This window comes from Dietzia psychralcaliphila (assembly GCF_003096095.1).
GTDB classification, from domain to species: Bacteria; Actinomycetota; Actinomycetes; order Mycobacteriales; family Mycobacteriaceae; genus Dietzia; species Dietzia psychralcaliphila.
Map to the genome: position 1 here is coordinate 3754073 of NZ_CP015453.1, position 20918 is coordinate 3774990.

Annotated in this window: 16 protein-coding genes; 2 read left to right on the top strand and 14 right to left on the bottom strand. The window is 70.8% G+C overall.

Annotated elements, in window-relative coordinates:
• Positions 1–96 precede the first annotated feature (96 nt).
• The 6 genes from A6048_RS17425 to A6048_RS17450 form a co-directional block, all read right to left on the bottom strand.
• Positions 97–1287: a M20 family metallopeptidase gene (locus A6048_RS17425; protein WP_107747077.1), complete on the bottom strand. Its 1191-nt coding sequence runs from the start codon at positions 1285–1287 to the stop codon at positions 97–99.
• Entirely contained in the window at positions 1265–3142 is a 1878-nt protein-coding gene (locus A6048_RS17430) for an alpha/beta hydrolase family protein (protein WP_107747078.1), read from the bottom strand. Before A6048_RS17430 ends, A6048_RS17425 begins: the two co-directional genes overlap by 23 nt.
• Complete coding sequence (locus A6048_RS17435; protein WP_107747079.1) at positions 3135–5801, bottom strand: glutamate-cysteine ligase family protein; 2667 nt, start codon at positions 5799–5801, stop codon at positions 3135–3137. Before A6048_RS17435 ends, A6048_RS17430 begins: the two co-directional genes overlap by 8 nt.
• 57 nt (positions 5802–5858) lie before the next feature.
• The gene (locus tag A6048_RS17440; protein WP_235027318.1) at positions 5859–8444 is read right to left on the bottom strand and encodes a carboxylate--amine ligase/circularly permuted type 2 ATP-grasp protein; all 2586 of its coding nucleotides are present in this window, start codon (positions 8442–8444) and stop codon (positions 5859–5861) included.
• Positions 8445–8520: 76 nt separating this feature from the next.
• A complete protein-coding gene (locus tag A6048_RS17445) occupies positions 8521–9321 on the bottom strand; it encodes a crotonase/enoyl-CoA hydratase family protein (protein WP_107747081.1) in 801 nt (266 codons plus the stop codon).
• A gap of 99 nt (positions 9322–9420) precedes the next feature.
• Positions 9421–10851 (bottom strand): oxygenase MpaB family protein, encoded by a 1431-nt coding sequence (locus tag A6048_RS17450; protein WP_107747082.1) that lies wholly within the window; start codon positions 10849–10851, stop codon positions 9421–9423.
• A 77-nt stretch (positions 10852–10928) separates the two neighbouring features.
• On the opposite strand from A6048_RS17450, the gene A6048_RS17455 reads away from it, so the two are divergent.
• A complete protein-coding gene (locus A6048_RS17455) occupies positions 10929–11573 on the top strand; it encodes a TetR/AcrR family transcriptional regulator (protein WP_107747083.1) in 645 nt (214 codons plus the stop codon).
• Positions 11574–11834: 261 nt separating this feature from the next.
• Positions 11835–12602, top strand: coding sequence for a GntR family transcriptional regulator (locus tag A6048_RS17460; RefSeq protein ID WP_162845679.1), 768 nt, complete (start codon positions 11835–11837; stop codon positions 12600–12602).
• Here A6048_RS17460 and A6048_RS17465 read toward each other — a convergent pair.
• The 8 genes from A6048_RS17465 to A6048_RS17500 all read right to left on the bottom strand — a co-directional run bounded on the left by A6048_RS17465 (position 12538) and on the right by A6048_RS17500 (position 20918).
• The gene (locus tag A6048_RS17465; protein ID WP_235027319.1) at positions 12538–13392 is read right to left on the bottom strand and encodes an oxygenase MpaB family protein; all 855 of its coding nucleotides are present in this window, start codon (positions 13390–13392) and stop codon (positions 12538–12540) included. The two genes, A6048_RS17460 and A6048_RS17465, sit on opposite strands and share 65 nt — an antisense overlap.
• A 90-nt stretch (positions 13393–13482) precedes the next feature.
• A complete protein-coding gene (locus tag A6048_RS17470; protein ID WP_235027320.1) occupies positions 13483–14100 on the bottom strand; it encodes a hypothetical protein in 618 nt (205 codons plus the stop codon).
• Positions 14090–15304: an MlaD family protein gene (locus A6048_RS17475; RefSeq protein ID WP_107747085.1), complete on the bottom strand. Its 1215-nt coding sequence runs from the start codon at positions 15302–15304 to the stop codon at positions 14090–14092. The genes A6048_RS17470 and A6048_RS17475 overlap by 11 nt, the downstream gene beginning before the upstream one ends.
• Positions 15301–16431, bottom strand: a complete 1131-nt coding sequence (locus A6048_RS17480) for an MCE family protein (protein WP_108835183.1) — start codon at positions 16429–16431, stop codon at positions 15301–15303. The genes A6048_RS17475 and A6048_RS17480 overlap by 4 nt, the downstream gene beginning before the upstream one ends.
• A 20-nt stretch (positions 16432–16451) precedes the next feature.
• On the bottom strand, positions 16452–17561 hold the full coding sequence (locus A6048_RS17485) for an MCE family protein (RefSeq protein ID WP_107747087.1): 1110 nt from the start codon (positions 17559–17561) through the stop codon (positions 16452–16454).
• Positions 17552–18595, bottom strand: a complete 1044-nt coding sequence (locus A6048_RS17490) for an MCE family protein (protein ID WP_146166347.1) — start codon at positions 18593–18595, stop codon at positions 17552–17554. The genes A6048_RS17485 and A6048_RS17490 overlap by 10 nt, the downstream gene beginning before the upstream one ends.
• Positions 18592–19638 (bottom strand): MCE family protein, encoded by a 1047-nt coding sequence (locus A6048_RS17495; RefSeq protein WP_107747089.1) that lies wholly within the window; start codon positions 19636–19638, stop codon positions 18592–18594. The genes A6048_RS17490 and A6048_RS17495 overlap by 4 nt, the downstream gene beginning before the upstream one ends.
• Positions 19635–20918, bottom strand: coding sequence for an MlaD family protein (locus A6048_RS17500; protein WP_107747090.1), 1284 nt, complete (start codon positions 20916–20918; stop codon positions 19635–19637). Before A6048_RS17500 ends, A6048_RS17495 begins: the two co-directional genes overlap by 4 nt.

A 20918-nucleotide genomic window follows, 5' to 3' on the forward strand; every position in this document is an offset into this window, starting at 1 on the left:
CCTCGATCGCGGACGTCCTCCACCGGCTCGGCGGTCCACTCACCCCGCAGCTCAGTCACCCAGCGGTCCACTCACACCACGGCCCGGTCACCCCGGTCACCCGGCGGGTCGGTCCAACCGCGCGAAGGCGTCGAGGATCCGGGCGCCGTGGGGAAGAGCGGCCTCGTCCAGTACGAACCCGGGATGGTGCAGGTCGGTCTCCTCGGACTCGCCATCCCACACCCCCAACCGCAGGTAGACGCCGGGGATCTCCTCGGTGTACCAGGCGAAGTCCTCTCCGCCGCTGGACTGCACGGCGGGTCCCACACCGTCCGGACCGAGGACCTGTTCGACGGCCGCCGCGGCCAGGTCCGCGCAGGTGTCGTCGTTGACCACCGGCGGCACCCCCTGGACGTAGTCCACCTCGGCGCGGACGCCGTAGGTCCGGGCGATCGCCTCGACGGCCTCGCGGACGACCGGTTCCGCGACAGCCCACACGTCCCGGTCGGCGCTGCGCAGTGTCCCCCACAGCTGACCCGAGTCGGGGATGACGTTGGGTGCGGTCCCCCCTGCCTTGACCGACGCCCAGGTCAGGACCGTGCCCGACCGCGGGTCGATCGTCCGGTCCACCACGGCCGTCACGCCGGTGACGATCTGCGCAAGGGCGAAGACCGTGTCCTGGGTCTCGTGCGGCCGGGCGGTGTGCCCGCCGTCCGAGTGGACCGTGATGCCGATCTTGGCGTTGGACGAGGTGATTGCGCCACCAGTGACGCCCACCTCGCCGACGCGGCGGTGGGGATCGCAGTGCAGGGCGATGATGCGGTCCACGCCCTCCACCACGCCCTCCTCGACGCAGTCCTTGGCGCCGCCCGGCATGGTCTCTTCCGCCGGTTGGAAGATCAGGCGCACAGGGCGCGGCGGCGGGTCGGCGACCAGCATCTCGGCCGCTCCCAGGAGCATCGCGGTGTGTCCGTCGTGACCGCACGTGTGCGCGACACCGTCGACCTCCGAGGCGAAGGGCTCTCCCGAGTCCTCACTCATCGCCAGCGCGTCGATGTCCGCCCGCAGGGCCACGACGTCCGTCGCGGTGGCGCCGTCGGCGGCCGGGACGTCGCACCACAGGCCGGTGCCGATCCGGAACCGCGTCGGTTCGAGCCCCATCGACCGGAGTTCGCCGTCGATGTAGTCGGTGGTCTCGGTCTCCTCGTAGGACAACTCGGGGTGAGTGTGGATATGGCGCCGCCACCCGATCAGTCGTCCCTCGAACCCGTCCGAGTCGCCGGAATCACTCTTCTTGCGTCCGAACACCGAACACCTCCTGACAGAAGTCGACCACCCGGTCTCCGAGCAGCTGTCTGTTGGCCAATTTCACGAACTCGTGACCCTCGTCCTCGAAGAGCAACACGTCCACCGGTACGCCGCGGCGACGCAACGCCTCCACTGCCTGCTCCGTCTCGCTGAGCGGAACGTTGGTGTCGTGCGCTCCGTGGACGAAGAGCACGGGCACGTCCACGTGGTGGTACAGATGCAGCGGGGAGGCCTCCCTGAGCAGTTCACGCTCCTGCAGCGGGTTCCCGTACTTGGGATACGCGGCGGCGGCGATCCACGGTTCGGTGGTGCGGTAGAAACTCTGCAGGTCGCTCATCCCGCACGCCGCGATGCCACCTCGCCACCTCCCGGGATGCCGGACCAGGGTCGCGTTGACCAGGTAGCCGCCGTACGAGCGGCCCGAGACCACTGCCCTGTCGGGGTCGGCGATCCCCTCCTCGACCAGATGCAACAGCGCGTCCTCGACGTCGTCGATCCCCGCGAAGCGGCCGTAGCGGTCGTCGGCGTGGCTGTAGAAGCGCCCGGACCCCGTGGAGCCGCGCACATTGGGCGCGAAGTACGTCACGCCGATGTCGAGGTAGCGGCGGGCCAGGTCGTTGTACCCCGGCCGGGACTGCCCCTCGGGCCCGCCGTGGAGGTGCACGACCGTGGGCGTCGGCTCGTCGGCGGGGTCAGAACGGTACAACCAACCCGACAGTTCCAGACCGTCGCGGGCAGCGAACCGCACCAGGACGGGAGCCGGATCCGGCTGCCTGGGGGGCTCCCCCGTCCACCTCCGTCTCTGGATGTCGTACATGACGATGCGCGGCGGCTGATCGAGACTCTGCACGGTGAGTGCGAGCAACCGGCCGTCCGCCGTGAGCGTGGGTGCGGACGCGACCACCTCCGGCAGCGGGGGCCGGGCGATGGTCCGGGGTCGACTCTTCCGCAGGTCCAGCACCTCGATCTCGGACAGTCCGCCCCGTACGTTCCACAGCAGGACCGCCGTCGAGCGGTCCAGGCTCACCTCCACCCGGTCCAGATCGGCGTCCTCCCTGTAGGCCACCTTCCAGGACTCGGTGCTCTCCTCGTCCGCCTCCACCGCGAGCAGACCCATGCGTTCCGCGGAGTGGTCGCTGCGCACGAGCATCTTCATGGGCCGGTTCTCACTCCCGGCGTCGAGGATCACGCCGGCATCCGTGGTGGAACCGGTATCGACGGGCAGGAGCGGCCACCATCGGCCGTCCGGGACGATGCGGAGCAGCTCGCGGTGCCCCCGCGCGCCGACACGGAACAGGGCGGCCCCGTCGCGGGCGTGGATGAGTGCGCCGCCCATCCGTCGGTCGACCACGGTGCTCGTCCCGGTTTCCGGGTCCACCACCCTGCCCTCGGCCAACCCCTCGGAGTCGAACGCGGTCAGTGCCAACAGGTCGCCGTCCCAGCAGACGATCTGCTCGGTGGCGTCGTGGCGGGTGTCGATCGGGTAGACGTCGCTGTCCTCGGGGTCGGTCGTGACCAGCCAGATCCGTTCGCGCTCCCCGCCGTCGGGCGCGACCTCGCAGGCCAGCCACCTGCCGTTGGGGGAGTACGCCACACGGCGGACCGGGCCGTTGACAGGTAGGACCACGTCCCGCTCCGGACCGGCCCCGTTGAGGCCGCCGGGGCCGAGCGGCCGTTGCACCGCACGCGGATAGCCCGTGCGCTCGGTGACGACGCACGCCAGCATCGACCCGTCCGGGGACAGGCACGGCGAGGTGGTGTGACGGATCTCGTCCGGCCCTCCGGCGGCGTCGTCGGGTGGTCCGGCGACGTCGAGGGACCCGACCTCCTCGGTGATCTCGGTCGTGTCATGCACGGTGGATCCAGGTGTCCTTTCCCCCGCCCCCGCTCGAGGCGTTGACGACCATCGTGCCCGCCGGGGCCACGCGTGTCAGTGCGACGGGCGGAGCCGAGGCGAGGATCTCACCCGAATCACCGGGACGGAGCATGACGAACGCCCGCATGTCGACGTGCCTGCGTTGGAGTTCGCGCCCGTCGAACGTCGGCAGGGTGGACAACGACTGGACCTCCTGGGCCACGAAGCGCTCTCCGTGCCGCCGCAGCTCGTCCCTCCGCTCGTCCAGCTCGCGGGGCGAGCACTCGGGGCCCACGGTGATCCCGGACCCCCCGTAGCCGTCGATCGGTTTGACCACCAGCTCACCCAGGCGGTCGAGGACCTGCCTCCGCTCCTCCGGATCCGAACACAGGTAGGTGTCGACCTGCCCGATGAGTGGTTTCTTGCCCAGGTAGAAGTCGATGATCCGCGGCACCCGGGCGTAGATCGCCTTGTCGTCGGCGGCGCCGTTACCGGGCGCGTTGACCACGGCCACACCCCCCTCCGCCATCGCGCCGAGCAGTCCACGCCGCAGGACCGTGCCGTCCGCCCCCACGGAGGACAGCAGCATCTCCTCGTCCATACGGACGTAAAGCACATCCACCGGGGTGCGCTCCTCGCCGTCGACACGCCACAGTCGACTGTCCTCGATCGCCAGTTGGTCCGGGGTGACGAGCGGGCCGCCGATCGCCGCCGCGACCTGGCCCAGGTCGAAGGCCCCGAGTTCGTCCTCGGCGATCACCACCGCGATCGCCGGGTCGTCGACGCCCACCGGAGCGGCCGCACGGAGCGTCTGCGTCAGCATGTCCAGGCCGATCCGGGGATCGTGGATCTCGGAACGCGCGCCGAACTCGGGGAAGCCCTCGCTGATCCGGTCGCGGAGCGCGGCCGCTATCGCCAGGCCCCCCGCCATCCGGAGATTGTCCTCGAGCACGATCCACTCGCCCGGGGAGGTGGAGACCAGGTCGACCCCGCACACCGGCGCGTGTAGTGCGCCCTCCGGGACCGACCGGCCGGTGGGACGGAAACCCGGCGCCCGTTCGAGCGCCTCGGCGGGGACGACGCCGGCGCGGATGATCTCACCCGGACCGTAGATGTCCCGGAGGAACAACTCCATCGCCCGTGCGCGCTGCTCGATACCCGCCGAGATCCGGGCCCACTGGTCGGCCGGGATGATCCGGGGGACCGCGTCCAGCGGGAACACCTGTGGCTCGTCCCTGCCGTACACCTTGAGGGTCACACCCAGGTCGCGCAGACGGTCGTCCACCTCCGCCTTGCGCTCACACAGGGCGTCGGGCCCCAGGTCGGAGACGGCCTTGAGGACGTCCACGTACTCCGGACGGGGCTCGCCGTCCTCGGTGATCGCCTCGTCATGCACCTCCTCGGTGACGGCCTCACCCAGTGGCGAGTAGGCGGCGAGCATCGACCGCATCCCGCGGTCGTCCGCCACCGCGCGGGGCCTGATCCTGTCGACGGTCTCCGCCAGCAGGACCGCGATCACGTCCCCACGCCTTCCGCGCCGACGGTGGGCGGCGCGCTGGCGGGCCGCCGAGGTTCCGGCCCCGCGGATGCCGTCGAGGAGGTCGTTCACGAGCTCCAGCTCGCCGCCGGCGCGGAGCCGGTCGGCAAGACCCTCCACCAGGTCGGCGAGCAACTCGGGCGCGGGGCGCGGGCGCCCGGTGGACACGTCCACAAGGTCGCCCTCCATCCCGGAGCGGGCCGCCCGCCAGAACGCCGCGTCGAGGACGGCGGGCGAGGGGTCGTCCCACCGTCGAGTGGGGTCGTCGCGTTGGGCGAGGATCCGGTCCACCGTGGCGCGGAAGAGGGCGGCGACGACGACGAGGGTGTCCACTGTGCTGCACGAGTCACACGCCCGCAGTTCCACCCCGGCCCCGTCCCGGGTGGGGCGGATGTCGACGTCGATCGACTCCCGGCCCACCACCACCCCGGTGTCGAGTAGCTCGTCCTCCGCCGCCAGGACGCCGTCCGCGGTGTCGGTCGGGAAGGCGGTGAAGTGCGCGGGCGACCACCGCGTCTCGAACGTCCGCGTGGAGGCGTACCCGGAATCCCGGCCGTCGGCCCAGTAGGGCGAACTGGCGGCCATCGCCAGCAGGACGGGGACCACGGGGACCGCCCGGCGCGCGACGTACTGCGCCTCATCGGCGTCCGCGACCTCGACCACCACTCGGAACCGGGCCGCCGCACGGGTCTGGGATTCCCGACCCGGCGCGGGGTGGGGTTCCTCAGGGGTCGGGTCGAACTCGACTCCCGGGGAGGCCAGCGACCCGGCCGCGACCACGCCGGTGCGGATGCCACCCGCCGCCTCGGCCAACCGGGAGCGGCTCCGACGGACGGCCTCGCCTAGCTGGGCGAGGCCGGTGTGCGCGCCAACGTCGGACACCAGGAGCGCGCCGTGCCGGGCCGCGACCACGTGGCCGACAGCCGTCTCGCCAGCAGGGCCGCCAGCAGGGCCGAAAACCGTGTCGCCAGCAGGGCCGCCGGCGGTATCGCCGGCCGGGCCGCCGCCCTGCTCGTCGGCGGACGCGAGCACCTCGGGGGCACGTCGTACCGGTCGTCTGGTCCGCAGGTCGACGAGGTGGAGTTCCTCCTCGATCCTGATCCATCGCTGTCCGTCGGTCATCGCGCCCACGCTAGGGGAACCCGGCAGGGTCCGCACCCGCGGCGGGGACGACTCGGGTCAGCGCATGATCCACGTGTCCTTACCGCCGCCCCCGCGGGAGGAGTTGACGATCAGCGACCCGGCGGGGGCCACCCTGGTGAGGCCGGCCGGCACCGCGTGCGCCGTGGTCCGACCCCCCTCGCGCCGCAGGTGTGCGAACGCGCGTAGGTCGACGTGCCGGCGCTGCATGTGGGTGCCGTCGAAGGTCGGGAGCGTGGACAGCGCCACGACCTCCTGGGCGATGTAACCCTCGGGACGGGTGAGCAGCTCCTCCCGGCGTGCGGCCAGCTCGGCCTCGGAGCACTCGGGCCCGATGGTGATCCCCAGCCCGCCGTAGCCGTCGATCGGTTTGACCACCAGTTCCCCCAGCCTGTCCAGAACCAGGTCGCGCTGCGTCCGGTCCGCGCACAGGTACGTGGGCACCTGATCGAGGACCGGGGACTCCCCCAGGTAGAAGTCGATCATGGCGGGCACCGAGGCGTACACGGCCTTGTCGTCGGCCACCCCGTTTCCGAGGGCGTTGGCCACCGTCAGGCGTCCTCCGGCCAGGGCGTCGAGCAACCCGTCGCGCAGCGGAACACCGTCCAGTCCGGGCGAGCTGAGCAGCATGTCCTCGTCGATCCGCGCGTACACCACGTCCACCCTGAGCAATCCGTCACCGGTTCTCCGGTGCAGGATCCCGTCCCGGAAGACCACCTCGTCGGGAGTGACGAGCGGCAGGCCGGTCCGGTCGGCGATGAGTCGGTGTTCGAACCACGCCGAGTCCGCCGATCCGGAGGACATCACCACCACGTTCGGGGTGTCCCCCGCCGCCGGTGGCGCCGCCGCCTCCAGGGTCTCTCGGATCATGGGGAAAGCCTGATCGGGCGAGTGGAGATCGAACTCGTCCACCAGGTCGCCGAACAGCGACGCCGTCATCTCGCGGTGGGCGGTGGAGAAGGCGATCCCCGACGGCACCCGGACGTTGTCCTCGAGCACCAACCACCGACCGTCGTCGGCGCACACCAGATCGATACCGCAGATGTGGGCCCGGATCCGGTCGGCCCCCAGTACCCGCCCGGTGCTCCTGCGGAACCCCGGCGCGCGGTCGAGCGCCTCGGGGGTGAGGTGCCCGGCGGCGAGGAACTCCTGATCGCCGTAGACGTCGTCCAGGAACGCGTCGAGGGCGCGGGCGCGCTGTTCGATACCGGCGGCGAGCCTCTCCCAGACCTCCGACGTGATGATGCGTGGGACGAAGTCCATCGGGAACGCGTGGGGCCGTTCCTGGCCCGTGACGCGGAACGTGACCCCGGCGACCGAGGCCTCCTGCTCCGCTCTCACCTGCCGTGCCCGGAGCCTGACGGTGCCGATCTGCTGCAGGGCCGTCAGGACCGGGTCGTACGGCGCCCGCGGCCGACCGCCGGCCTCCACCGCCTCGTCCCAGCTCGGGTCCGTGTCCAGGCCCTCGATCGGTAGGTACACACCGAACAGTCGCGAGTGCGCGTCCGGCACGGGCGACCGGGGGCCGCTGGTGCCACTCGTCTCCACCACCAGCAGGTCCACGATGTCCTGGACGTGGCCCCGGCGTCGCAGCGTCTGCCGCTGACGGAACGCGCTGCTGCCGTTGTACAACGCGTCATCGACCAGCTCCCGCACGGTGTCCAGGTCCCCCGTGCCGGACAACTGCTCGGCCAGGGAATCGACGAGGTCCGTGATCACGTCGGCCGCGGGACGGGGCTCAAGGGTCACCGGGTCCACCAGCGCGCCCTCGAGACCGGATCGGGCGGCGCGCCACAACGCGGCCCGGAGCCTCGTCTCCACCGGCGCGGCGGGCTCCGCACCTCGTGCCAGTGCCGCGGCCTCCCGCTCCACCAGAGCGCGGAACAGGGTCGCCACCAGTGCCGTGGCGTCGGCGGACGGGCACGCGTCACACACCAGGATCTCCACCGATCGCCCGTCCGCGCCGGGTTGGATCCCGAAGCCCACCATCGAGGGGTCGGAGATCACGCCGCTGCTCACGAGGTCGTCGACGAGCGCGTGGTAGTCCTCCGCCGAACACACCCCCGCCACCGGCGCGGTGGTGGGCCACTGGGACGCGGCGACCGAACGGCAGCTGGCGTACCCGGAGTCCGATCCGTCGCGGAGGAACGGCGAGCTCGCGGTGAGCGCCAGGAAGACCGGCAGGTGCGGAGCGATACGACACGCCAGGGCGACGGCCTCGTCGGTGTCCACGGCATCCACACGGATGCGGGTGCCGCAGTAGATCTGGCCCCGGGCCAGGAACTCGTAGTCGGCCAGGAGTCGGCGCATCCGCGGGCTCTCGTCGACCAGCGCCGACCCCGGGGGCACGAGCGGGACCGCACCCGCGGCCGCCACGGTGAGGCCGCGGTCCTCACCCACCCGGCGCAGGCTCTCGCGCACATCACGGAGCGCCGAGCGCAAACCGGATGCTGTGTGAGCCGGACTGGTTCGCGCCCGGATCACACAGTTGCGTACCTCCTCGGCGACGACGTCCCCGGATCGGTGGGCCAGCAGCTCCGACGCCCGGGGCGTCAGTTCCCGACTCTCGGTGTCGAGGACCTGCAGGTCCTCCTCGATCACCGCGGACCTGAAATCGGCTTCCATGAAGGAAATGTAGTTCGGGCGGGCCGAGTGCACATCCGGTCGGGATGTGGGATCGGTCTCAACGGGCTCTCCGGTCTCAGCGGGCCCGCCAGACGGGCTCGCGCTTCTCCGCGAACGCCCGCGGGCCCTCCGCGGCATCCTCCGATGTCATGACGGTGATCATCTCCGTGTCGCTGACCTTCCAGCGGTCGTCCTCCGCCGCGCGGGCGCCGTCGCTGATCCCCAGCGCGACGCGTTTGCTGGCCTGCACGGCCACCGGCGCGTTGGCGGCGATCACACCGGCCAGCTCGAGCGCCGAATCGAGCAGGTCCGCGGCCGGGACGACCCGGTTGATCAGGTGCAGGTCCAGAGCGCGCTCGGCCGTGACCGGTTGGCCGGTGAGGATCATCTCCATGGCCACCCGGTGAGGGACCTGGGCCGGCAGTCGGAACGCACCGCCCGCGGCCGCGATGAGGCCACGCCTGACCTCGGGCAGCCCGAAGACCGCGTGGTCGGCGGCCACCACGAGGTCGCACGCGAGCGCGATCTCGCAGCCCCCGCCCAGCGCGGTGCCGTTGACCGCGGCGATCACCGGCACCGAGACGTAGTGCTGCATCATGCCGGCGAAACCCCACTGGCGGTTCTCCGCGGGGAAGATGTCCTCGCCCCTGGAGATCGCCTTGAGGTCCGCACCCGCGCAGAACGACTGCTCACCGGACCCGGTGAGCACCACCACCCGGATCTCCGGGTCCGTATCCGCCTCGTGCAGTGCCCTGCCCAGCAGGGTGCTCACCTCGCCGTTGACGGCGTTGCGGGCCTCGGGGCGGTCGATGGTGACGAGCAGGACGTGCTCGCGGCGCTCGGTGCGGACGGCGGGTCGGGTCTCGGAGGAGGTCATGCCCCCAGTCTTCCCCGCCCCATCCCCCTCCGCAGGGCGTCCGGCCGATCCGAAGCGAGGGACCCGACACCAGCGATCCCGATCCGACCAGGCGGGAGGTCAGTGAATCGGGCACCCGACCGGTGTCGACGGGGTGGCGTCGTGGTGGTCGTAGGGAGTGGTCAGGATTCCCTTGCGTCTGGCGGCAGCGCGGGAGGTCAGTACGTTGACGCGCCAGAATCGGTCACCCCTGCGGGCACGCCGACGGAGGCGGGTGTCCTCGAATGGCAGGGTGTCGGCAACTCTGTTCATCCAGACGTTGACCCTCGCGACCACGCCGATCAGCCGAACCCACCGAGTGAGCGAGATGTCGTGCACCGGCGTGGTTGCGATGAGAGCACGTACCGCGGGCTCACCGCCGAAGTAGGCCATCATGCCCAACAAGGGGCCCGCCATCACGCGCCCCTTCACGGTCAGCCGACCGCCCTCGTCGGACAGGTGGGTTGCAGCGGCCCCGGACATCTCTGCAGTGGCGTCGGTCGGGCCGCCGGTATAGGGCAGGTAGTGGTTGAGTACCTCGACGGCGTCGATCGCGGTGGCCGGAATGACATCCTCGCTGACGCCGAAGACAAAGGCGATGTGCGCCCAGTAGATCCACGCGTCGTCGAGATCCGATTGCGAGTACACACGGCCGTGTGCCTGATCGACGAGCATCGGCAGAAGGCCGAACGAGATCGCGCCCATCAGCATCGCGGTGCACGAGATCGGGCAGCCGTCGCGATCGACACTCTCCGGGTCCCACGATCGTCGGAGTCCTGCGCGGACCTGTGAATGCATCAGGCGGACTTTCACGGTGTCCTTGAAAACCGGCGAGTACCGGTCCATGGCGCTTGTGCGGGTGACGTTCCAGAACCAGGTGTAAGTCTCGAACATCCGCCTCTGGTAGTCGTTGATGAACCTGCGCGTCGTGCCCGTGGCAGTCGAGACGTCGTTGCCGACGAAGGTCGCCAGCGCGTCCATCACCGCCATGCCCGTCTTGCCGGCGAACGACGCACTAATCCACAGTTGGCGCCCACTCTCCCACCGCTCCGGATCGTGCCAGGCTGGTGGGTTGTCCAGGCTGGCGAAGAATCTCAGGAGTTCCGGCGGCGGATCGACTACCGCGTCGATTCCGTCGTCCAGGGCCCGTTCGAGCATCCGCCGGCCTTCGGACAGGCCGATCCGACGAAATGCCTGCACCACCTCGTCCATCAGTTCGTCGCCCTGCCATTGATGATCGGCCACCAGGTCGATCAACGGTGACGGCGACGCGAGCCGGTCTCGCGGGACCATCGGCTCGACGAAGCGGCTGCGCGATGCGTCCCACAACTCATGGCTCTGGGTCGATCGCTCCGGCCACGGCCTCAGTGGCATGCCGGATCGGTAGTAGTAGTAGTAGTCGAACGGATGAGGCGAGCCGACGGGGTCCTGAATCGGTGTCGGTGTGGTCGTGGAAATGGCGTCGTCCCCCTCGTTCGTCCCTTGTCCGGCCGCGAGTGTGACCGAGATCATGTCAAGGCTATTGCTGAAATCTGCTCACCTTCAACTCGGTTATTGACATCGGCCACGGCAACTGATGACCTGAGACAATGCCCAGTTCAGCGCGCTACAAACCCGTCCAAAAGCGCTCCCAAGCCACCATCGAGAAGATTCTGGATACAGCGGCTCGGCTTTTAATCAGCAACGGCTACATCGGCTTGACGACAAATCAGATCGCCTCCGAGGCTGGAATCGGAATCGGAACGGTCTACCGGTACTTCGCCGACAAGAACGAACTGCTCGTCGCCCTCCGAGACCGCACAAGCGCGGAGATGACCAGAGAACTCGCCGGAGTGGTGACGTCCTCGTTGTCATTCGAGCCGACGAGGGCAGTTCGTCAGCTCTTCGCGCTTCTCGTCGACGCAGTCGAACGCAATGCGGCCATCATCAATGCGCTCGCGAACGAGGTGCCGATGGGCCTCCAGGGCAACATCCTCCCCGAGGTCGAGGGTCAGTTGATGCGCCTCGGCCAGCACTTCCTGGCGCACCACCGCCCCGACCTGTCCGACACCGAAGTGTCCGAACTGTCGTACATCGGTGTCACGGTGGGGTTCGCTGCCGCTATGCGAATCGGGGTGCAACGCGAGCCTCACATGGACAGGCAGCGCCTGATCGACTGTGCGGGTGACGTATTGACCGCCTGGATCGATCCGCGTCGTCAGTCCGTCTCGGCGCCCCGGGCGCAGGATCAGTGACGAGGGCACGGCATCTCGACGCGGCAGGAGTGATGGCTTCCCTCCGCACGTGGTGCAGCCGGAACGGTGGTGCGGGCTGAATGGAGGTGCAGACGGAATGGACTGGACACTCAGCGCGACCCGCCTGGACCGCCGGGTCGTGTGCGATGGGGGCGGCGCGCGCACCACTGGGGGTTTTTCACGCCCCATCCGATATATTTGATTTCAACTATCGGCCGGGTCTCCCGGTCGTCCGTGGTTCCGGAAAGAGAGGTGGCGGATATGACCGCGACACGACTCGCGCAGCGCCCCCAACTCTCCGAGGAGGTCGCGGACCATGTCCGGACGCGGATCATGAGCGGGGAGGTACGCCCCGGGGACTTCATCCGGCTGGACGAGACCGCCGCCGCGCTCGGCGTGAGCGTGACCCCGGTCCGGGAGGCGCTTCTCACGCTCCGCGGCGAGGGGCTGGTGGACCTCGTCCCCCGGCGCGGGTATCTGGTCTCACCGATGAGCCGCCAGGATGTCGAGGACATCTTCTGGCTACAGGCGGAGCTGTCCAGGCGGATCGTCGACCGTGCCATCACGCGATTCGACGCCGCCGCGTTGGAGACCCACGCCCAGCTGGTGGACGACTTCGAGGCGGCCAGCGCGGCCGGGGACTCGGACGGGGTGGTGCACGCCCAGTACAGCATCCACCGGTCCATCAACCGCGCGTCACAGTCGGACAAGCTGTCGAGGTTCCTGTTCACCGCCGCCCGATACATGCCGTATCGGCTCTACGCCGACGATCCCGCCTGGCGCGCCGCCGCACTCGTGGACAACCGACGCATGCTCGAGGCCCTGCGGGAGGGTGACGTGGCGACCGCCCACGCGGTGGTGGACGCCGAGTACAGCAACGGAGCGCGCCTGCTCGTGGCCCACCTCGAACGCGCCGGGGTGTGGGACGACGCCCGCGACGACAGCTCCCCCGACGCGGTCGAGGTCACATCAGCGGACGACCGCTCCGCAGGCGCCACCTCAGATCGAGCAGCAGCACCCGGTAGGTGAGCGTGCGCACCGGCCACGGCAACAGCCGGTTGGCCGCCGCCGTCACCTCGAGGAACCGCTCGAAACGGCGCTGGTCCCGTGGGTTCCACGGCAGCCCGAGCGCGTCACGGAACTCGCGGTGCAGGAATCCCGTCGTCACCCACTTGTTCAACTTTCCGAACAACACGGTGGTGGGCTGCGGCAGCATCCGCAGCTCGGCCAGTCCCACCAGGTGCTCCCGGACCGACTCGTCGAAACGGATGCGGGACATCCCCTCTCGCCAGTAGTCGTCGAACTCCGCCCGCGTGGCCGGCCACTGGTCGGGTCGCACCTGGAGCGTGGTGCCCAGCGACGGAGCGGAGAGGTAGAACGCCTCGCGGTCGGAGTCGGTCATCGGACCGTGCAGCCACTCGAAGGCGTCCTCGAACCCGACGTACAGGCACGCCGCCACCCACATCTGCAGTCCCGGGTCGAGGGCGCTGTACTTGACCGGGCTCTCCGGGGTGGAGTGCACGCGCCGATGGATTCGGGTGACCTCGTCGCGGTAGACGCGCTTGTCGTCGTCGCTCCCCAGGGTCGCCACCGCCAGGTACTGGAAGGTCGTGCGCGCCCGCTTGAGCGGGCGCTTGTAGACGTTCCCGGTGTCCACGCGGCTCTCACGCACACCCCAGCCGACCTCCGGCCAGGACAGCTGCATGATGACGTTGGCCACGCCGCCGGCGGCGCCGATGGAGTCGACGGCGTCGGTGACCCCCGGAGGGACCGCCCGGGCGACCGGCAATGCGGGATTGCGGTGGAGTTCGGTGATCACGGGTGGTTCTCCTTCTTGTCGTTCAACCTTGTCGTTCAACCTGGATGTGCTGACGGTTCCGATCGGGTGTTCCTGGCTGCCGGCCGGTGCTCAGGCGAGCTCGGCGGCGTCGAGCAGCCATCTGTCGCCGTCGCGGACGAGCGTCACCACCATCCGGCTCGCGTCGACCCGGCCGTCGGGGACGGTGACGTTGGTGACCTCCTGGTCCAGGAACACCAGGACCACGGCGCGCTCGATGTCGACGCTCTGCACTCCCGCGTGGGTGACGGTCCCGGCCGAGGTGCCCTGTCCGCTGGTGAGCAACTCGCGCAGTCCCTCGGACACCTCGCGATAGCGGTCGGCGAATTCCGGGGTGGCCTCGGCCACGACCGCCTCGATGTTGGCGTCCACGTCCGTGTGGTCGTAGGACGCGAGCTGCACGACCAGGCGGGTGGCGTCCTCGGTCGCGGTGCGTCGCAGCTCGTCCTCCCGGTGGTCCGACCACACGAGGTAGCCCAGCCAGGCGCACGCGGCGACCAGTGCCACCACGACCAGGGCGCCCACGATGCGAGCGGCGCTCCTCCGCCGGAGGGTCGTGCCGACCACCGGGCGGTCTTCTCCCGGGTCGCCCTTCGGAGGTCGGCCTCCCTGGGCATCGTCTTCCGGGGAGTCGTGTTCCCGGGCGTCTTGTTCCGGGGAGTCGTCTTCCGGGGGGGCCTCAGCCGCCATCGCGCAGTCCTTCCATCATCGTCGCCCAGTACGCGGCGATCTCCTTGCCGGTCGGCACGAGCAGGGGGTCGACGGCCATGTCCGGGCCGATCCGGGTGCCGGGTTCGGTCGCACCCGCCAGACCCTCGTCGTTCGGTCGGGGAGCCGCCCGCGATCCCCGCTGCTCGAGGTCCTCGCCCGGCGGGCAGTACAACCGCAGGTTCGGCTCGCGCGGGGAGTGGTCGAGCACGTCGCGGGGTTGGTACGGGTAGACGCACACCGGCCCCTGGGTGGCGACCAGTTGGAAGTCCGCGCGCCCGTTCCGCACCGTCCCCGCCAGGGCGCGCAGTCCCCGCTCGCCCTGGGTGAGACCGGCCTCCCAGGCGGGTCCCCGATCCCGGAACACGGGTGTGACGACGAGGGTGTTGGCGAGCAGACCGGCCGCGTCCTCCCGGTTGGCGTCGAGGAGCCGCTGCGCGCGGAGCATCGCCTCGGGCGAGCGGTCGAGGAGATACACGAGCGTGTCCTCCCGGCGGGCCAGCTGAGCGGTGACGTCACGGGCCACCGAGGCCGAGCCGCTGAGGGGATCCGGGCGGGCCGCCAGCGCGCGTACGGTCACCAGACCGTCACCGACGAGCCCGCGGAACGTGGGTGCCCGCTCGGCCAGCACCGCCGTGAGCAGCGCGGTGTCCTCGAGGATCGCGCCCAACCTCGGACCGTTGCCCTCGAGCGCGGTGGCCACGCTGTCCCCGAACGAGGCGAGTGACTCGGGGTCCAGCGCCCGCAGCGAGGTGTCGATGTCCGCGATGAGGTGCTCGATCGCCGCGGGTTGCTCGTCCTCGGGTACCAGCAGCTCACCACCCTCTCCGAGGTAGGGTCCGGTGCCACTCGTCGGCCGGACGTCGAGCCGGTTGTCTCCCAACGCCGTACTGGTCACCACCCGGGCGTGGGCACTGACGGGGATCCGGGTGCCGTCGATGATCCTCAACCCGAGCTGGACCCCGCCGGTCCCGTCGAGCACGGCGTCCTGGACCTCGCCCACGTCCACGCCGCGGTAGGTCACCCGCACCCCGGGTCCGACGCCCCGCGCGTCCTCGACGTGGGCCACCACCCGGAAGCCACTCGCCACGTCGGCGTCCTCCCCGATGTACCGGATGCCGTAACCGATGGCCACCACGGAGATGAACGCGAACAGCAGCGCCTGCGCGACGATGTGACGGTTCACGGCGCACCCCCCACGGGCGGCTGGGCGTCGGGGGGTCCGGTGGCGCCGAGCGGCAGCGGTCGGCCCGCGCGCGCCTCGCCGCCGGTGCCCATGGCGTCCAGCGACCCGGGGAGGTCGAGCGCACCGTCGAACATCATGTGGTCTCCGCGGATCGCGATGTCGAAGTTGGTGACGAAGCGCTGCAGGGCGTCCAGGGTGGGAGCCACCTCGTCCCCGAAGCCCTCCATGTCCTCGAGAAGGACGGTCAGCGTCCGCAGTGACGGGGTCAGGCGCCCGTCCGTGGCCGAGGTGAACTGTTCGACCTGCACGGTCAGGGCGGTGGTGGTGTCCATGAGCGCGCCGATCGTCTCCCGACTGGCCGCCGCCTCCGAGACGAGGTCGGCCGACACCTGCATGCCGCGGTCGATGAGCTCGCGGCGACCGGCGAGCGAGGCGTTGACCTGGTCCAGGGCCAGGACCGTCCGGTCGATGTCGTCACGGTTCGCCTCGTACAACTCCAGGGCGCGGTCCCCCCGTTCGCGGATCCGCCCGATCTCCTCACCACGCCCGTCCAGGGCCACGGTGAGCTCTTCCATCACCGAACCGAGCTGCGCGATCCCGCTCCCGTTGAGCAGCAGGCCCAGTGAGGCGAGGCTGGACTCGAGATCCGGGCCGACGCCGGTGTGCGCCCGCGGAACCGACCCCGTGTCCTCGAGCAGCGCACCGTTCGCGGGCTCCTCCGGCGGGGTGAGCGCGATGAACGGGCTGCCGAGCGCGGTCGGCAGGCGGATCTCGGCGAACACGCCTGCGGGGACGCCGGAGTCGCCCTCGAGTCGGACGCCGATCACGGCCTCGGTGCCGTCGGTGCCGACGTTGCGGACCCGGCCGACGAGCCGCCCGCCGTAGCGGACCTCCGCGCCGGGTGCGAGTCGGTCGGCGCGCTCGAACCGCATCTCCACGTCCGCCGAGCCCTCCCCGGTGTCCATCCCCAGGGGGACCGACTGGAGTGCGAGTTGCGGGGTGTTCACGGCCACCGTCGCCGCACCCCAGAGCAGCACCACCCCGAGGAGGGCGACGAGTCCGCGCACCAGGTGTGGACGGGTTCTGGTCTCACGCCTTCGTGTCTCGCGCATTCGTGTGTCGCGCATTCGCTTCTCTCGCACGGCCCTCACCCACCCCCCGCCACTCGTTCGAACGCCCCGAGGAGGCCGATCGGGTCACTCTGCTCGACCGGGAACATGAGCGGGTTGGTCAGGCCGGCGCCCGTACACAGCGGGAGCGGCTCGCGTTGGCAGAGTTCGCGGCCGCGGGCGAAGTGGGTGATGTTGGACGAGACGTTGAGACGGATGCGCGCCCGACCGTCGGGCCCGATCCCGCCCGCGAGGTTGTCCATCATCACCGGGTACAGGTCCAGGAACTCGGCGAAGTCCGCGCGGTGGCGGGCATACAGCGCCGTCACCTCGCGGGTCGCGGCGGTGGTCCCGGTGATGTCGTCCCCGCGCGCGGCGACGATCGCGTCGAGATCGTCGAGGATCACGCGCAGGTCCTCCGCCGGGGCCGCCACATCGATCTGGTCGTCCCGTAGCTGCCGGCCCAGGTCGTCGAGACCCTGGACGAGGTCGCGCATGGTCTGATCGCGCCCGCCCGCGGCGTCCATCAACACCGCGAGTTCGGTGACGATCGCGTCGAGATCCTCCGCCCGGTGCCCGCCCACCGCGGTGACAGTGGACAGGTTCCTGATGGCTCGGCTCAGCGTCTCCCCCCGGCCGTCGAGGGCCTCCGCCCCACGATCGAGCCCCTGCGCCACCTCGTCGGCTCCGGGCGAGAACGCGGAGCTCAGGGTGTCCAGGCTGGAGACGAACTCGTCGAAGTCCAGGGGTGCCCGCGTCCGCTCGGCCGGGATCACCCCGTCGTCCGGGAACGTCGGCCCGCCCACGTAGGCGGGCGCGAGCTCGACGAACCGGTCCGCGATGACGGCCGGGTTCATCACCACCGCGCCCACGTCGGCGGGCAACCGCGTGCCGGGGTCCAGTGAGAGCTGCACCCGTGCGACGTCCCCTGTCGGTTCGATCTTCTCGACGATCCCCACCTCGACCCCCACGATCCGGACCTGCGAACCGACGTACACGCCCTCGGCGGAGGTGAACTCGGCGGTGATCACCTGGCGACCGCCGTCTCCCCGGGCGCCGGAGAGCAGATAGGCCAGCGCCAGGACGGCGGCGAGGGCTACGGCGAGGATCGTGACGACCCTGACCCGGCTCACACGTCTCAGTTGCATCCGTCCATCACCCCCAGGGCGCAGAGCGCCGAATCCGGGATCGGGCCGGTCGGTGTGGCGACATCCGTCCACGGGCCGTTCCCGGTCGCGTCCGTGACCGCGCGGAGTCCGGGTGGCATCCGGGTGAGCACCTCGTCCATCGCGTCGATGTTCCGTTGGTAGGTCTCGCTGATCGAGCGCATGTTGCCCAGGAGCCGGTCCACGTCCTCGGCCTCCTCGTCGAGCAGCACCCGCACCCGGGTCGCGAGATCCTCCAGGGACGACACGAGCGAGCTGAGCGCCTCACGACGCTGGGTGAGCACGGTGACCAGCACGAGCGACTGGTCGGTGAGGGCTCGGATACTCGCCTCCTGCGAGACGAGGACCCCGGTCAGCTCGCGGGTCGTGGTGACAACACCGGACATCCGGGCGTCCTCGCGGGCGAGGAGACCCAGGGCCGCGGAGACGTCGTCGATCGCCTGTCCGGTGGCCCCGGCGTCCTGCGGCAGGATGCTGTCCAGGCTGTCGATCATCGCGCTCACAGCCCTCGTGTCGAGCCCTTCCGCCAGGTCCGTGACCGCTCCCCCGATGTCGTCGATCATGTAGGGCGAGGTGGTGCGTTCCACCCCGATCCGCTGCCGCGGGCCGAGGTCCCCGTCCCCTGCCGGGGTCACCTCGAGGAACCGGTTGCCGAGGATCGACTTGAGCCCGATCGAGGCGGTGCTCGCCTCGCCGAGGCCCTGGCCCCGGTCGAGCCGGAACCCCACCACCGCGAGCCCGTCCTCCAACGTCAGGGAGTCCACGCGGCCGCTGGGCACGCCGGCCACCAGGACCGCATCCCCCGTCCGGAGGCCCCCGGCGTTGGCGAACTCGGCCGCGTAGTGGTCGGTGCGCAGGACGTACCACAGGCGGGGCAGGGCCATGCTCGCCGCGAAGACCGCGATGACCAGCAGGATCGACGCGGCCCCCACGAAGACGGTGTTGCCCCGACGGGTGTGCCTGGGGTCGCGGACGAGGTCGACCAGACTCTCGCGCAGCACGGTGACCGGTCTCATCGGCACGCCCCCGAGTTCCGGTAGCCGAACAGGCTGGTCTCCCAGTCGTCCCACTTGACCGTGAAGTTGCACATGTAGAGGGCCAGGAAGCCACCCTTCTGTGCCTGGGCGTTGACCTCGCGGGCGAACAGCGGTGCCTTGCCCATGGCGGTGTCGAACGCCGGGGTGTTGGGGATCCACCCGTCGGTCGTGTGACGAGCGGCGTCCACGCTCGCGCGGAGATCCGGCTCGGTCTCGCGGAGCATCGAGGCCAGTGTCGCGGTGGCCGCGTCGCCGCGTTCGATGAGCAGCGCGAGGTCGTTCCCACCGCCGTCCGCGAGTGCCCCGGACACGGTGTCGAGTCCCCTGACCAGCCGCTGGAGGTCCTCCCCGCGGTCGGTGAGCGTGGTGTTGAGCGCCATGATGTTGTCCGCGAGTCGGCTGTACACGTCCTGTCTGCCGACGATGTCCCGGCTCACCAGCGCGAGGCGGGCGAGGAGGACGTCCATGGCACCCGGTTCGCCCTGGAACGCGGCGACCACTGTGTGCGAGAGCGTGTTGACCTCCTCCGGCCGTACCGCCTCGAACAGCGGCTTGAACCCGTTGACGAGCGCGGTGAGGTCCACGGGATCGGTGGTGGCCTCCAGCGGTATCCGCGCGCCCCCCGCCAGAGGATCGGCGCCGCCGACGGCCGGCCCACCGTCCTGCGGGGGATCGAGGGAGAGATAGCGGATGCCCAGCATGTCCCCGTAGCGGACCGACGCGCGGACACCATCGCTCACCGGGCTGGCACGCTCGACCTCGAAGTCGACCACGGCGATGACCTCGCCACCGGGCCCGACCTCCCGCCCGACGCCGAGCACCCGGCCCACGCGGACACCGGCGACCGTGACCTCGGAGCCCGGACCGAGCCCGCCGACGTCGGCGAACTCGGCGCTGTACGCGCGGGCGCCCCAGCCGATCGGCACCCGGAGGGTGTTGACCACCAGCACCGAGCACAGGACCCCGACCAGGCAGTAGACGAAGAGGCCCAGGGCCGGGCGCAGACCGCGACGACTCGTCATCGGATCGTCACCTCGGTGCCCCGCACGAGCGGACCGAGCATGGTCCAGGCGGCGGCGTCGGGCGAGGCCACGGGATCGGCCGGGGGCGGCACCGGCGACCCCGGTTCGGAGGCGGCGGCTGCCTGGAGCTCCCGGATCAGGTCCCGCTCCGAGACGGCCGCCACCGTGTGGCCCGGGCCCCGCCCGGCGCCGCGGTCGGGGACCGCGGCGCCCGAACAGGTCGACCCGGCCAGGTCGGGGTAGCGGGGGCAGTCCTCGGGCCCGTACGGCATCGGGTCCGAGAACGACGGGACCGCCGTGATGTTGAACCGCCCCGTGGAGAACGCCGCCTCCCCGGCCTCTCCCATGGGGCGCATGGCGTAGAGGGTGCGGATGACCCCGTGTGGGTTCCGGGCGGTCCGGTCGAGGACCACACCGGTGTCGTCGACCAGGCGGATCGCGCCCGTCACGGTCCGGTCCGCCATGAGCGAGCCCGACCCGGTGACCGCCAGGCCGGCGTCGAGGAGCCGGCCGAGCGAATCGGGGCGGTCCACCACGATCTGCGAGAGCCGCGTGGCCTCCTGCAGGGTCTCGAGGATCACGGGACCGGCCGAGGCCAGGTCCTCGGCGAGGTAGGCGATGGCGAAGGACGCACCAGCGGTCTCCTCCAGCGCGGGCGACAGGTCCTCACCGGCGCGGTCCACGTCCTCGATGACGCGCCCGAACATCCCACCCCGGCCGTCGAGGGCCCGATCGAGTGCGGTGAGCGTGACCTGCAGACGATCGGGTTCGATGGAGACCAGCAGGTCGCTCGCGCGGGTGAACACGTCGTAGAGGAGCACGGCCTCCTCGGAGCGGTCGGCGACCAGAACGTCACCGCTGTCCAGCCCCCCGGCGAATCGCGTGGTCCCCGGCCCGCCCGGGGTCACCAGGTCCAGGCGCACGTCGCCGAACAGTGTCCGCGGCACCGCGCGGACGACGACGTCGGAGGGGATGCGCTCCGCGTGCTCCGGGGCGATCAGCATCTCGATCCTGGTGCCCGGCTCGTCGTCGTCACCCGGGACGTCGCCTGAGACATCACCCCTGGACGACCGCACGTCACCCACCTTGACCCCGAGGTGATGGACGGGGGCGTGGACCGGGACCCGGCCCGCCTCCGAGGGCAGTACCGCCGTCACCGTGGCCCCCGTGTCGAGGGCGCCCGCGCCGCGGGCAATGAGGAACCCCGCCAGCACCACGGCCACAGCGCTCGCGACCACCCCGCGGACCGCCAGCGTCCGCTCGGGCGTCGGGCCCGCCAC